The 13,906-nt window shown below is 61.4% G+C and carries 7 protein-coding genes; 1 reads left to right on the forward strand and 6 read right to left on the reverse strand.

The window, feature by feature from the left end; genetic code table 11:
- Nucleotides 1-108: 108 nt before the first annotated feature.
- Nucleotides 109-546, reverse strand: coding sequence for an NUDIX domain-containing protein (locus AB0N22_RS06270; protein WP_364637244.1), 438 nt, complete (start codon nucleotides 544-546; stop codon nucleotides 109-111).
- A gap of 45 nt (nucleotides 547-591) precedes the next feature.
- Here AB0N22_RS06270 and AB0N22_RS06275 point away from each other — a divergent pair, with 45 nt between their 5' ends.
- Nucleotides 592-3,678, forward strand: coding sequence for a DUF3427 domain-containing protein (locus AB0N22_RS06275; RefSeq protein WP_364637246.1), 3,087 nt, complete (start codon nucleotides 592-594; stop codon nucleotides 3,676-3,678).
- Between the two features lie 583 nt (nucleotides 3,679-4,261).
- Here the strand turns inward: AB0N22_RS06275 and AB0N22_RS06280 are convergent.
- The 5 genes from AB0N22_RS06280 to AB0N22_RS06300 all read right to left on the reverse strand — a co-directional run bounded on the left by AB0N22_RS06280 (nucleotide 4,262) and on the right by AB0N22_RS06300 (nucleotide 13,852).
- On the reverse strand, nucleotides 4,262-6,037 hold the full coding sequence (locus tag AB0N22_RS06280) for a hypothetical protein (RefSeq protein ID WP_364637248.1): 1,776 nt from the start codon (nucleotides 6,035-6,037) through the stop codon (nucleotides 4,262-4,264).
- 538 nt (nucleotides 6,038-6,575) lie between these two features.
- On the reverse strand, nucleotides 6,576-7,382 hold the full coding sequence (locus AB0N22_RS06285; RefSeq protein WP_364637250.1) for a hypothetical protein: 807 nt from the start codon (nucleotides 7,380-7,382) through the stop codon (nucleotides 6,576-6,578).
- Entirely contained in the window at nucleotides 7,379-9,550 is a 2,172-nt protein-coding gene (locus AB0N22_RS06290; protein WP_364637252.1) for a DUF262 domain-containing HNH endonuclease family protein, read from the reverse strand. Before AB0N22_RS06290 ends, AB0N22_RS06285 begins: the two co-directional genes overlap by 4 nt.
- A gap of 198 nt (nucleotides 9,551-9,748) precedes the next feature.
- Nucleotides 9,749-10,474, reverse strand: a complete 726-nt coding sequence (locus AB0N22_RS06295) for an SHOCT domain-containing protein (protein ID WP_364637254.1) — start codon at nucleotides 10,472-10,474, stop codon at nucleotides 9,749-9,751.
- Nucleotides 10,475-10,939: 465 nt separating this feature from the next.
- On the reverse strand, nucleotides 10,940-13,852 hold the full coding sequence (locus AB0N22_RS06300) for a vitamin B12-dependent ribonucleotide reductase (protein WP_364637255.1): 2,913 nt from the start codon (nucleotides 13,850-13,852) through the stop codon (nucleotides 10,940-10,942).
- Nucleotides 13,853-13,906 lie beyond the last annotated feature (54 nt).

Consider the following 13,906-nt stretch of genomic DNA (forward strand, 5'->3'; position numbering starts at 1 on the left):
TTCGAGCCAGCTCGAAGCATCGAACAAAAGTGCTGAGGGCGGTTCAGTCGGCCAAGAGATCCTTAGAGGGCCGGGCCCTGTGTCTGCGAGGCAGGGTCTGGCGGAACGTCAGTTTGCTTCGACCTCAGATCGGATATGGCTCAGTAGCCGCGCTGTCACATCGCGGTCCGATGCGAGCCATCCGACGCTAAGGAGCTCGTGACGCGGGAGCCACCGAATTAGATCGTGCCCGTCGCCTAGACGAAGGTCTCCTCGGGCGAGGATCGCGTAGAAGATGCGCATGCGGTACCCATTGGACGCCGGCCAAGTGGTCCCGGTCGGCGGGAGCAGCTCGTCCAGCACCTCAATATCCACTGAGAGCTCTTCGGCAATTTCACGAATCAGCGCCTGCTGAGCGCTCTCCCCAGGCTCGACCTTGCCACCGGGAAACTCCCAGTGGCCTGCCAACTCAGGCGGTCGCGTTCGCCGCGCTGCAAGTACTCGAGTGACATTTGGGTAGGCGTCAACGATGACAGCGCCTACGACTAGCGGCAGCGAACTCACCACCCCAGGATGTCAGATCTCGTCCGACCGTTATGGGAAGCTCTGTGCATGTCAGACAGCCTGCCCGACGGATTGTATGAACTGGTCGTCACGGATTCTCTCCGTCGGCACATCGCTGACTCGGCGGAGGTGTTCGCGGAGCTCCAGGATCTGTCCCCGGAGGTGATCGATCGTGCCCTCAGCACCCATCTAGCCGAACGGGTCCTAGCTCGGCTACACCACACAACCAGTCCGGCCGAGAAGGTCGCCGTTGTGAATGCTCTGCTGAACATGCTCGATGCGAGAAACGACGGTGACGTCGTAGCGCTGCCGCCCCAGGAGCTGCTGTCGGTTCATCGCGACAAGCTTCGACTCGGCGGACTTCCTCGTGCGCTTGGCCGGGTAGGCGAGACTGGTCTGCTAACCAATGCTGTTGGAGATGCTGCGATCAACGTCGAGGTCGGCGCTGAGCTTCGGACGGCTGAGTCCGTCGATCTGGTGTGCGCCTTCATCCGCTGGACAGGGATACGTACTCTCCTGGAGGGCCTCACCGAGGCGCACGCCCGAGGGGCCCGAATTCGGGTTCTCACGACGACCTACACCGGAACGACCGAGCGTGAAGCGCTCGATCGTCTGATACGCGAGTTCGATGCCGAAGTACGCATCAGCTACGAGACTCAATCCACGCGGCTTCACGCGAAGGCATGGTTGTTTCAGCGGTCGACGGGGTTCGGAACTGCGTACGTCGGGAGCTCTAATCTCACTAAGGCAGCGATGGTTGACGGGCTCGAGTGGAACGTCCGAGTATCCGAGGCCCGCGATCCGCAGGTTATTGAGAAGTTTCGGACGACGTACGAGAGCTACTGGTCAAGCGGATCCTTCATTCCCTACGACCCCGATACTGACGCAGCCACGTTGGATGAGGCACTGCGACTGGCTGGTGGGGCGGCCGGCGCTGCCGCTCTACTTAGCGGGCTTGAGGTCACGCCGCGACCGCACCAGGTCAGGATCTTGGAAGAGCTCGCACATGAACGAGAAGCGCGGCGGCACCATCGCAACCTTGTGGTTGCCGCGACCGGGACCGGGAAGACCGTCGTCGCTGGTCTCGATTACAAGCGGCTTCGCACCACCAGCGGTCAGCTTCGCCTCTTATTCGTGGCCCATCGCCGCGAAATCCTAGAGCAGGCTCGCCGCACGTTCCGCGAGATCCTGCGCGACCCAGACTTTGGCGAGCTGATGGTCGCGGGTCTCCAGCCCGTGAAGCAAGAGCACGTGTTCGCAAGCATCCAAAGCCTGAGCCGGGATCGCCTTGCCACGATCGATCCGTCGCACTTCGACGTGGTGATCGTTGATGAGTTCCACCATGCCGAAGCAGCGTCGTATCAACGCCTACTGGCGCATATCGAGCCACAGGAATTGCTAGGACTCACAGCCACGCCAGAGCGAGCCGATGGCGTCAATGTGAGCAAATTCTTCGACGGTCGCGTGGCGTCCGAGCTTCGACTTTGGGACGCACTGCACGAGGACCTGCTCGTGCCCTTCCACTACTTCGGCGTCGCCGACGACGTCGACCTATCTGGTGTCGAGTGGTCTCGTCAGGGATACGACACTCAAGGGCTCGAGAGGATTTACACCGGCAACGACGCTCGGGCAGACCTCGTCATCCACGAGCTCAGAGCCAAGATCGTGGATGTATCGCGCATGCGCGCCCTAGGCTTTTGCGTGTCGGTTGCGCATGCCGAATACATGGCTCGTTACTTCAACGACAAGGGCATTCCGTCTATCGCGCTGCATGGCAAGACCCCGACGGCCGAGCGTGATGAAGCCGGGCTTCGCCTGATCGAGCGCGACGTCGTCTGCATCTTCACCGTTGACCTCTTTAATGAGGGAATCGACATTCCCGAGGTAGACACGGTCCTGTTCCTTCGGCCCACACAGAGCGCGACGATCTTCCTCCAGCAACTGGGGCGAGGACTACGCCGGTCCGAAGGCAAGTCGGTCCTCACCGTTCTGGATTTCGTCGGCCAGCAGAACGCCAACTTTAGGTTCGACCTCAAGCTTCGCGCACTCACAGGGTCGGGCCGCCGCGACCTGCAGCAACAAATCGAGCACGACTTCCCCTTCTTGCCCTCGGGGTGTCACATCACGCTCGACCGGGTTTCAAAGGAGATCGTGCTCGAGAACGTTCGACGCCAGATTTCAATGACCCGCAAGCAGTTGATCGCGGACATCCGCTCGCACAACGAGCAAGACCTGGCGGAATACCTGAAGGAATCTGGACGAGAACTGACCGAGGTCTACCAAAAGGGATCGTGGACAGATCTCGCATTTGAGGCGGGCCTCCTCATCGAATACTCACCCGCTGACGATGCCGAGCTGCTCAAGCGAGCGCGCGCCTTCATACACGTCGACGACCCGGAACGCGCGGACGCATATCGACGACTCGTTGCGGCCGACGCTCCGCACTACGACGACCTCGGAGCGCGCGACCAGGCGTACTCTCGCATGCTGGGCTTCACCGTATGGCCAGCGTTGAACAACATGTTCTCGAGCTACCAGGACGCTTTGGAGGCTCTGCGCTCGAACACCGCATTCTGCCGGGAACTTACGAGCGTACTCGAGATCGGCGAGAGAGAGTCGGCGATAGTCCCGGAGCCGCTAACCGGTCGGCTCGCATCGGCTCCACTCTTTTCGCATGCGACCTACAAACGCGAAGAGGTGCTGGCGGCCATGAACTGGGCGTCACTGCAGCGAGCGGTCCGAGGCGCGGTTACCGGCGTCATGTGGTGCGAGGACTTCCTCACAGATGTCTTTTTCGTCAATCTTCATAAGACTGATAGCCACTTCAGCGACACTACGATGTACCGGGATTACGCGTTAGGGACGCGGCTGTTTCACTGGGAATCTCAGGGTTCAACAGCATCGGAGTCCACGACCGGGCGGCGGTATATCGACCACCGTGCATCGGGCACCGACATTCTCCTCTTCACCCGCGACGCACCAGAGAATGAGGTCGGTGCTGGGGCGCCATTCCACTGTCTCGGCCAGGTTGACTACGTCAGCCACAACGGTTCGAAGCCGATCGCCTTCACCTGGAAGCTACGACGAGATATGCCCAGCGACGTGTATCAGTCGGCTGCCGCCGTGGTTGTTTAGACGTATGCCGGTCGGAGATTGCGAGCGGGCATTCTTTGCTGCGGCTGCGGCCGATGGTGTACTGCTGACCCGAGCAAAGGTGTCGTGGCTCAACCAGCGCGGGCATCTTGGGCTGCCTGCTGAGGCTGCCGCCGTTGGCCCATTGATGGGAGAGATCTTCTCGGCACTCGGAGGCGCCGTAGAGGACCAGGCAGCGAAACGACTTACGCCACTCCCGGGTGACTTCTTACACGAATCGAGCGGGACGATGATTGAGGTCGATGAATCACAGCACTTCACGTCGTGGAGACTGTTGTCTCTTGAGCTGTACCCGGCAAACGCGTCGCTGGGTTTTGACCTCGACGGGTATAAGACACTGTGTCGGACTTGGTTGTCGCGCTCAGATCGCTACCGTGCCACCAGACCAGCTCGCGGCTTTGGTGACTCGGGACGGCGGCGTCAGCGCGCCTACCACGACGCTCTGCGCGATCTAGTGACGCCGGCGATGGGGCATCCCCCCGTCGTGCGGGTTCCCGCACCTGACCGCAATGGAACGAAGGCCTACGCGAGCGTACGAGATCGGCTTCAAGCACTGCGTTGAACGTTACCGATAAGCCCGCGGGAGGTAGATCACATATCGGATGCGGTACTGCTTCAGCAGTCTGCGATGGGCAGCAGATGGACCAACGTAGCCTGAAGCGTCCGGTAGGAAGTGCCATTCCACCCGCTTGCATATACCGCTTTGTCTCAGCAATACGTCTTTGGCGACCTGCGTGGTCTCGTGCCTGATGTTTGTCGTACCGACGCCCTTCTTTACCTCGATGCACTTCCTCGTCTTCGGGTTATAGATGTCGACGCGTCTATCTCCCTCACACGTGATGGTGCACTTCGGGTGGAGTGTCTTCTCCCTCACAGTCCCGGGCATCATCTCCATCAGATCGTCACGTCCGACGGCTTCCTTGGCGTACGTGTCTTGGGGCGACTTCTTAACTCGTGCGGCCCCCTTCTTTGCAAGCCTCAAATCTTCCGCACGCCGCGCCGGACCGCTAATCTGCCGTGCTGCGTTCGCGACCTCGTTCGACTCTGCAGCCGCCCGTCTTATCTCCCGATCGCTGTTCGTGGTCTTGCTGGCCTTCGCGAGCTTGCCGGCCTTTCTCGCCTTGGCAACTTTCACAAACGCGAGAGCCGGTACTGCCGCAGCGAGTGACAGGCCCGCGTCGGCGTAGTCGCCCTCGATGACGTACCAAGCCGCGTTCGAGCCTGCAGCGACGACGCCAACCGGTGGCGGCGCGAACGAGAGGATGTCAAGAATCCTGTGACCCCAGTGCGTGACCCATCGCCAGACAGCGCTCGCGACCGCCTTGGTGCAGTTCCAGTAAGTCACGGGATGCCAAGTGCATCTGCTGTTCGCTTTCACATCACGGGCTAGCGATTGAAGCACGCTTGAGTCGTGCAGGGGACCCCCGCCACCGAAGAGGTCCTGGACATAGTTGGTGACGGTCGCGACCCCCTCGATGTCGGACTCGGCTTCGATGGCCGACGAGAGCGCTGTGAGCACTGCGGTGACTCCTAGACCCTCGCCATCCGACGTCTTAGGATAGCGGTGCTCGAATAGCAGGTAGTGCGTGAATTTGCCGACGGAGTCGTCGGTTCCTTCGATGCCTTTGCTTCCAGCCTGAAATTCCGAAAAGGCCCATCTGCTGGCTGCGGGGTTTGCCGTCAGTGCTGCCATCAGTGCGACGACCCCATCGGATAGGTAGGCCCCGTTTGGAGCGGGCGCATACTGCGCCCCGTCGATTCGCTCATCCTGCCAGGCATCGCCTTTGTACCGGTGATCAAGCTTCCAGAATGCGGCAGTGGTCCCCTGGAGAAAGTCCGTTGACCAGTAGCCCCGCGAGAGCAGCAGCAGCAAATTTTGTTTGTTGGCTCGATCCTGGTCTGCACGCGCCTGCATCTCCTCGCCCTGATATCGAGCGGCGTCTTTCCGGAGAGCGTCCGGCGCTGTTGTGGCCAAAATAAATGACTCCCGCCACGAGGGCGGCAGGGCCCGATCGCCGAACCCGTGACTCGCCAGGGCGAGCGTGCCCGCCAAATCCGTCAAAGCAATCTCGTAAGAATGCGGATCGACGTCGCTCTTGAGCGGCGAGCCTGCCCCGTCGCCGGCCACCGATCCCAGTGCGTCGCCGAGCAAGCGGGGCGATGTCTTCTTCGTGAAGAAATACGCGAAGTCGGTATTGCCGCGTTGTGCGGCCAGCCGGGCGCCGACGGCAAGCAGGTCCCCCTCCCGCAGTTCTTCAAGGGCCGCTGAGGCGTCCGCACGGACCTGCGCAAACGGATCCGAGTCGTGCCACAGCGCAATCGGAGCCACGAGTAACGCCATGCTCAGAACCAAGACCAAACCTGCCCGCGTGATCCGACCTCTGAATCGTGGGACGGGTTGACTCGCATGCGACACGTTTGCTGCGCCGCCTAGCCCTTCCCCGGAAAGTACGTTTCGCTCGAGAGCTGGCCGTCTGCTGGCTCTCACTGCGGTGAACGAACGGCGAGCTTGTGATGCTCGCGACGCTCACCTGTCGGGCCATCAGAGTTCGCAGCCGACATATGCATCCCCTGAAGTATCTGACTGATCACTTGCTGGAAAGATATCGCGTCGCCCAGCGAGTGCGGGCAAGAAGCGTTGAAGGCAATTGGAGGAGTTCCGCGGCAAGGAAAAGCAGACACGACTAGGCGACCCAGATGGGACGGACTTAGCCCAGTGCTCCGCACCGAGCCCAACTCCGACAATTTCGCCGTCTCCGGCTCACCGCCGTGGCTGTTGTGAAAGACTCGGCCCTTGAGGCAGCGCGGACGGTTCACTCGCCGGAGGTCTTCCCTCAGATCGGAATCGGCGCCAGGTGAACTGCTAACCCTCTTGGGTTTCATTGCGGCTCGAACTGTGGATCAGCAGCCTCTGGGAGGTCGACGAGACGCGCTACCATCTCCAAAATCGGCGGCATCAAATTCGATGCGAGCACGTCAGTGTTCACCCCACTCGGTTGAATAGTCTCGGCTACCAGCGCGACAGTTCTGCCGTTGTACCCGGGTTGACGCGCCGCGCACCACGCATACTTGCGCGTTGGCATCCGGAGTGACTTAACGATGCTGGAGTCTGCGATGAACTCGCCCTGCCAATCGGTCCATGCATCGGGCGAGATATCGCGGTCAGGCGCGTCACCCTGCTCGCCGAATGCCGGAAGATCACGAGACTTTAGCTCTCTCAGGACGGATGATTCAACGGAAATGAGCGGCCGAGGCATCGCCTCGTACATCTCGATCGAGGCGCACCGGATTCTTGGACGGAGATACCAGACGTCACCTTCCGCCTCCAAGACGAACAGCGTCAGTCGCCATGACGTGTCGTTTCGAAAGACAACTGGAGCGATCATCCGAAGGGCGTGATCAGGCAAACCGCGGTCGAGCACACCAGCACTCTCTAGTCGGGATCTCAATTGATGAATGGTTTCTTCATCCCTGCGCTGTGCCCGCGCTACTAGAGCCGCTCCAACGGAGGCGATCGCCCAGAGCACTACGCCCACGACAACGATCGTCACGCGGACCGCAGTAGAGAAGAGATCAGTAATAACCCCAACCAAGCCGCAAGCTACTCCCACAACGTTGCCAAGTGGAGAGAGCCAACTCCAGAAACGGGCTTGCGCGACGCGCTGCCGCAGCTGCTGATCGCTCACCACGGCGACGTCTCATCAGGTTCTGAATCGTCAGGGTCAAATATTCCGTCGGCGACCTGCTCCCCCCGCTCGTTTAACTTGCCCAACTTCACCGCATCAAAGTACTTGACTGAACTAGCCTCGAACGTTTGCGAAAGCACGGCTTCACCGATGTCCGCAGTCAACCAATCTGGGATACCACCACTCTTGTCTCTGACGAGACGCGCGACCTCCGGCCCGAGCCGGTTCACCAGTGCCCGTACTTCATCAACGCTTAGCCCGAGAAATTCCTGCAGCGCCACCTCCGTTGTCCAACCCTCGTCGGGAAGGCTCTGCAGAATGTCTTCAAGCTTGTCGAGCTGGTCATCTTCAAGTGACATCGGATCCGGGGCGGGCGGGCTTGTCGACGGCCCAGGCAAAGCAGCGAGCAGCAGTCCGGCTAACTCCGAGGACCGGGCCTCGATGTCTTGCGGCAACCAGGAACTGTGGTGCGCGATCACGTTGTTGATGCGAAGCGGCGACTCACCAAACTCAGTCCGTTTCAGCTCAAAGGTCCTGTTGCTCATTTCTGAGTTGTACGGGCCCGCCACAAGAGTCAGATTGCCGAGGGTATGAATCACAGCAACGGCGTCACCCAGCTGCACGCTGGAACCTTCCAAATACTCGGTCCAGCCTGGCGTCGTCAGAACGCTCTGGGGCAAGACGTGTTCAATCGTCAGGGTTGACGTGTCAACCTGTTCAAGGGGCTCGAGAATGCGCTCGACCATGGTCAGCAAGTAGTTCACCTGCTTGCGCGCCGACAGGTACAACGGGGTCTTCGCAACAGCTCCCATGACTTCTGGGTCACTAGGCCAGTGATACCCAGGCAACGACAGGATTTCAATGAGTCGAGCATGAAGTGGCTTGTCGCCTCTGGAGGCCAACTGATTGGCGATGGGAGTAATCAGCCGATTTAGCTGGTTAGTGGGGATGCCAGCCAATGCTCGCCGAACGAGATAACTGAGCATCGCGTCGATCGCCGAGACAGCCTCATGTTCCTCGATCGACCCATTAGAAGCCGACTTGAGCAGCCAAAGCGCGAGCGGTATGCACGGATCCGAACCCCATCTGCCTAGGCGTTCGAGCGCCTGACGAAGCGGCTTGCCCACCGGCGAACTGTCGTATGCAGCGTTGAGGGGGTCCTGCATCAGGACGAACAGCAAATGATCAGCATGGATCTCTTCGAATATCTCCATTGCCCTTTCAGCACGATCGGCAGGAGGCAAATCGCGCAGCGCGTCGCGGAAGCGCTTCTCGAACGTGAGGAAGAGGCTCGACTGTGTCGTTGAGGGCTCGAACACGACTTCACGTGCCCACAGAAAGGTCACAAACTTTCGGTCGTCCCGGTTGCCGTTGGACTTCAGCTTGACGAGATTGCCCTCCATCGGCATCCAGAACTGCTCGTACGCCGCGTCCGCCTGCGCCTCGTCGAGGTTGAGAAGCAGCTCGTTTCGAACCAAGTCTGCTGGGCTCAGCTGCATGCCCTTGGAGTTGAGCCGGTTGAAGATGTTGTTGACGGAGTCGCCGGGGGTCGTGTTGATCTCCACGACGAGCATGTGAAGGAGGAGGGTGTCTGCAAGCAACTTCAGCGGGATGCGAGCCTCCTCGTCCGGATCGTTCACCGCGGCCTTGATGCTCTTCGCGAAGAATGAATACGCCTGACCAATCCCCTCCGTCGGGACACGGTGGCGAACCGTCTGCTCGTATGCCTTCCTGTCCAGCTTCGTCGGGACAAGTCGATCCTTGTACGTATCGTCGTAGGCGTTGACGAGATACTTGACGTTGTACTCCTCGGGATTCCAGCCCTCCACCTGAAGGCTTTCGCCTACGTCTCGCATTGCCGCCAAGAGGATCAGCACAGTGGTCAGCCGTTGCTGGCCGTCTACGACCAAGTGCTTCATCAGTACCGAGGCCCCTCCAGGCGCTGGGTGGAGCACCACGCTGCCCAGGAAGTGACCGTCTAACGCTTGGGCGTCGGAGTCATGCGTTCGACGACACTCCCGCAGCAGGTCGTCCCACAGCTGCTCCCACTCCGCCCTCCGCCATGAGTATCGTCGCTGAAAGTTGGGGACTAGGAAGACTTTCGATCCTTGCAGCAGTTTCAGCAGGTTCGTTTCGGCGGCGTGCATTGCAATATTTCCTGACGTCATGGGCTCCGGGCCGGATGACCGCCCGCGATTGGGACCATTAGCTAATCAGAGGTCCGAACCCATCCGCGGACAAACCGTCAACTTCGAGTGCAGCGTGTCATGGACCCGGCCGCGCGCTGAGTTCCGGCGTGTGCCTTGAGATCCCAGTGCTGTACCAAATGAAGGCCGGAGATTGCAGCGGGGAGTAGCACGCCTCTGCTAGTACTTAGAAATGACGCGTCTCTTAGCTTCTTCAAACTCCGCCTCAGACAGAACGCCTGCGTCCCGCAAATCCCTCAGCTTCTCTAGTTCAGCTGCAAGACCCGTTGCGGTGCCAACATCTGGCGCTTCGATCGAGCGCGTCGGCACCGGCACGACGGGCGAGGCTGGTCCGCGCTCAACCGAGAGCTCCCATGGCCCGGCAGCATCGACTGTCAGCAGCTGACTTCCGGCCGGCACCACCACCGTTCCGCGGTAAGGACCAATGTCATTGACCAGCAGACCGCCCTGGAGTGCGTAGGCATGCACAGCGACATGCTCGTCACTTCGAACATCGAACGTGGCGAGATAGGCAACCTCCGACGGCTCAGCCGCTGTTGTCGCGCGGATGACGGTGTCGCCAACAAACTGGGATCGTCCTTCGGACAGTGTAGGCAGATCCTTCAGTTCCAGTAGCTGCAGGTTCCAAGCTCCGGATGCGGAGATCTCCAGGGCGGCGATGGCCTCATCGACGCCAAATATTCGATCGCCTCGATAGTTCCCGACCGCATTGACGAGGAGATCAACCTTCTGCAGATACTCATTCATCGACCAGACTGACACGTGGTCGTCACCGCGGTGATTAAATCTGGCCAGCATGTACCCATCTGTCGGCTCCAGGAACCGCACGATGTCATCGCCCCAGCCCTCGAACCGTGTGGAACATCCGTTCACGATCTTCCTCATCTCTGACGGGCGGATCAATTCTCGGCCGTCCTGCTCAGTCAACCTGAGTTGAGCTGAATTCGCTCTGAGAGTATGCGCGTTGCATTCCAGACCGTTGGAAAATGGGAACGCTCGAATCGGTGGAGCACCCGGCACTCCCGTGGTATCAACAATTTATGCCGCAATCACCAACGTGCCCCGGAACGATGACCGGACTGCACAAGGGAGTCGTTACAGCCCTCAACGTTAGGGTTAACGGCGAACTCATGACCGAATTTCAGTGCAAGAAGTGCAGTTATGGCGGGTACTACAGTCCGCGCCCAAGCGACTACATCGGGGGTAAAGCGACATGGCTTATCAACGGATGAGCCATTAGCAGCGAAGTCGACTTTGCCGGCCCGTATTCAGATGCCCCCTGTTGCTGTAGGTCGAGAATCGGGCGGCGCCAGGAAAGTTGGTCCGGGCGCCGCCCTCATCACTGCTTGATCAGCTGCAGCCGCTGGTGCTGCCGCAGCCTTCGCAGACGTGGCAGGAGCCGGCGGGGCGCATCTTGGTGCCGCAGGTCATGCAGAGCGGCGAGTCGACTGCGGAGCCGGTGAGGGTCTCCAGGAGCTCGGCGCTCGTGTGAGCCGTTGCCGGGGCGGGCTTGGAGGCCGAGGCCTCGTGGCTGTCGCCGGAGACCGACTGGGTCTCCCCCGCCGTGGCGTGCTCGGCCGGTTCGACCGTGGCCGCCTCGACCGGCTCGACGACCGTCTCGACGAGCTCGGCGGCGGTGGTGCCGCCGGTGTTGATCGGCTCGTACGAACCCGTGTCGAGGTAGCGCTGGCGCTCCTCGGCCGAGTGGATGCCGAGGGCCGAGCGAGTCTCGAAGTCCAGGTAGTCCAAGGCCAGGCGGCGGAACGTGTAGTCCATGATCGACTGGCTCATGCGGACGTCCGGGTCGTCGGTCAGACCGGCCGGCTCGAACTTCATGTTGGTGAACTTCTGCACGAACGTCTCCAGCGGCACGCCGTACTGCAGCGAGATGCTGATGGCGATCGAGAAGGCGTCCATCATGCCGGCGAGGGTCGAGCCCTGCTTGCCGAGCTTCATGAAGATCTCGCCGAGCGAGCCGTCGGGGTGAGCGCCCGAGGTCATGTAGCCCTCGGCACCGCCGACGGAGAACGACGTCGTGATCGACTGGCGCGACTTCGGCAGGCGGCGACGGATCGGCTTCTCGACGATGACTTCCTTGACCTCGACCTTGGTGTCCGTGGACCCCGAGCTCTTGGCCTCCTTGCCGTCGCTGAGCGGCTGGCCGACCTTGCAGTTGTCGCGGTAGACCGCGAGCGCCTTGAGGCCGAGCTTCCAGCCCTGGAAGTAGACGTCCTGGATCTCCTCGACCGTGGCGGTCTCGGGCAGGTTGACCGTCTTGGAGATCGCACCGGAGAGGAACGGCTGGCAGGCCGCCATCATCAGCACGTGGCCCATCGGCTTGATGGAGCGCTGACCCATCGCGGTGTCGAACACCTCGTAGTGCTCGGTCTTGAGGCCGGGCGCGTCGACGACGTGACCGTTGTCGGCGATGTACTCGACGATCGCCTCGATCGTCTCGTTGGTGTAGCCGAGCTTCTTGAGGGCTGCCGGGATCGTCTGGTTGACGATCTGCATCGAGCCGCCACCGACGAGCTTCTTGAACTTGACCAGCGAGAAGTCCGGCTCGATGCCGGTCGTGTCGCAGTCCATCATGAAGCCGATGGTGCCGGTCGGCGCGAGGACGGAGGCCTGGCTGTTGCGCCACCCGTTCTTCTGGCCGATCTCGAGGTTGAGCTTCCACTGCTTGGCAGCCTCACGGTGCACCGCGATGTCGATCGAGTGCAGCGTGCGGATCTCGTCGTTGGCGGCCTGGTGCTTGCGCATGACGCGCTCGTGCGCCGAGGCGTTCTGGGCGAAGCCGTCGTAGGGGCCGACGACGCCGGCGAGCTCGGCCGAGCGACGGTAGGACGTACCGGTCATCAGCGACGTGATCGCACCGGCGAGGGCGCGGCCACCGTCGGAGTCGTAGGCCAGGCCGGACGCCATGAGCAGCGCGCCGAGGTTGGCGAAGCCGATGCCGAGCTGGCGGTAGGCGCGCGTGGTGTCGCCGATGGCCTCGGTCGGGAAGTCCGCGAAGCAGATCGAGATGTCCATCGCGGTGATGATGAACTCGGTCGCCTTGACGAACGTCTCGGTGTCGAACGAGCCGTCGTCCTTGAGGAACTTCAGCAGGTTGAGGCTGGCGAGGTTGCACGACGAGTTGTCGAGGTGCATGTACTCGGAGCACGGGTTGGACGCCGTGATGCGGCCGGCCTCGGGCGAGGTGTGCCAGTCGTTGATCGTGCCGTCGTACTGGATGCCAGGATCGGCACACGCCCAGGCGGCGTGCGCGATGTCCTCCCACAGCTTGCGGGCGTCGACGGTCTCGATGATCTCGCCGGTCGTACGGGCGCGGAGCCCGAACTCGGTGCCCTGCTCGACGGCCCGCATGAACTCGTCGTTGACGCGGATCGAGTTGTTGGCGTTCTGGTACTGGACCGACGTGATGTCGGCGCCGCCGAGGTCCATGTCGTAGCCGGCGTCACGGAGGACGCGGATCTTGTCCTCCTCCTTGGCCTTGGTCTCGACGAACTCCTGGATGTCGGGGTGGTCGACGTCGAGCACGACCATCTTGGCCGCGCGACGCGTGGCGCCACCGGACTTGATGGTGCCGGCGGAGGCGTCGGCGCCGCGCATGAACGAGACGGGGCCCGAGGCGGTGCCGCCCGAGGAGCGGAGCAGCTCCTTGGACGAGCGGATGCGGCTCAGGTTGAGGCCGGCACCGGAGCCGCCCTTGAAGATCAGGCCCTCTTCCTTGTACCAGTTGAGGATTGAGTCCATCGAGTCATCCACCGCGAGGATGAAGCAGGCGCTGACCTGCTGCGGGCTCGACGTGCCGACGTTGAACCACACCGGGCTGTTGAAGCTGAAGACCTGGTGCAGGAGCATGTGCGTCAGCTCGTGCTCGAAGATCGTCGCGTCATCCTCGGTGGCGAAGTAGCCGTGGTCGCGGCCGGCCTGGGTGTAGGTCAGCACGACGCGGTCGAGGAGCTGCTTGAGGCTCTGCTCACGCTCGGCGGAGCCGACGGCGCCACGGAAGTACTTGGTCGTGACGATCGTGGAGGCGTTGACGCTCCAGAAGTCGGGGAACTCCACACCGCGCTGCTCGAAGACGTTCTCGCCGGTCTTCCAGTTGGTCTGCACGACGTCGCGACGTTCCCAGGTGACGGCGTCGTACGGGTGCACCCCCTCGGTCGTGTAGACGCGCTGGATCTTGAGGGCGTTGCCCTTCTTGGCGCCTGACTTGCGAGAGGATCCCGTGGACCCGCTGACTGTCTCCGTCATCGTGCTGCTCCTGTGTGTGCGGTGGATGTGTGCTGCAATTTCAGATGTTCTGGG

The sequence above is a fragment of the Aeromicrobium sp. NPDC092404 genome, assembly GCF_040684095.1.
GTDB lineage: Bacteria > Actinomycetota > Actinomycetes > Propionibacteriales > Nocardioidaceae > Aeromicrobium.

Bases quoted from the DNA above. Each gene is read 5' to 3' on its own strand.
- AB0N22_RS06300 (WP_364637255.1), bottom strand. From the start codon at position 13,852: ATGACGGAGACAGTCAGCGGGTCCACGGGATCCTCTCGCAAGTCAGGC.
- AB0N22_RS06280 (WP_364637248.1), bottom strand. From the start codon at position 6,037: ATGGCGTTACTCGTGGCTCCGATTGCGCTGTGGCACGACTCGGATCCG.
- AB0N22_RS06290 (WP_364637252.1), bottom strand. From the start codon at position 9,550: ATGACGTCAGGAAATATTGCAATGCACGCCGCCGAAACGAACCTGCTG.
- AB0N22_RS06295 (WP_364637254.1), bottom strand. From the start codon at position 10,474: ATGAGGAAGATCGTGAACGGATGTTCCACACGGTTCGAGGGCTGGGGC.
- AB0N22_RS06275 (WP_364637246.1), top strand. From the start codon at position 592: ATGTCAGACAGCCTGCCCGACGGATTGTATGAACTGGTCGTCACGGAT.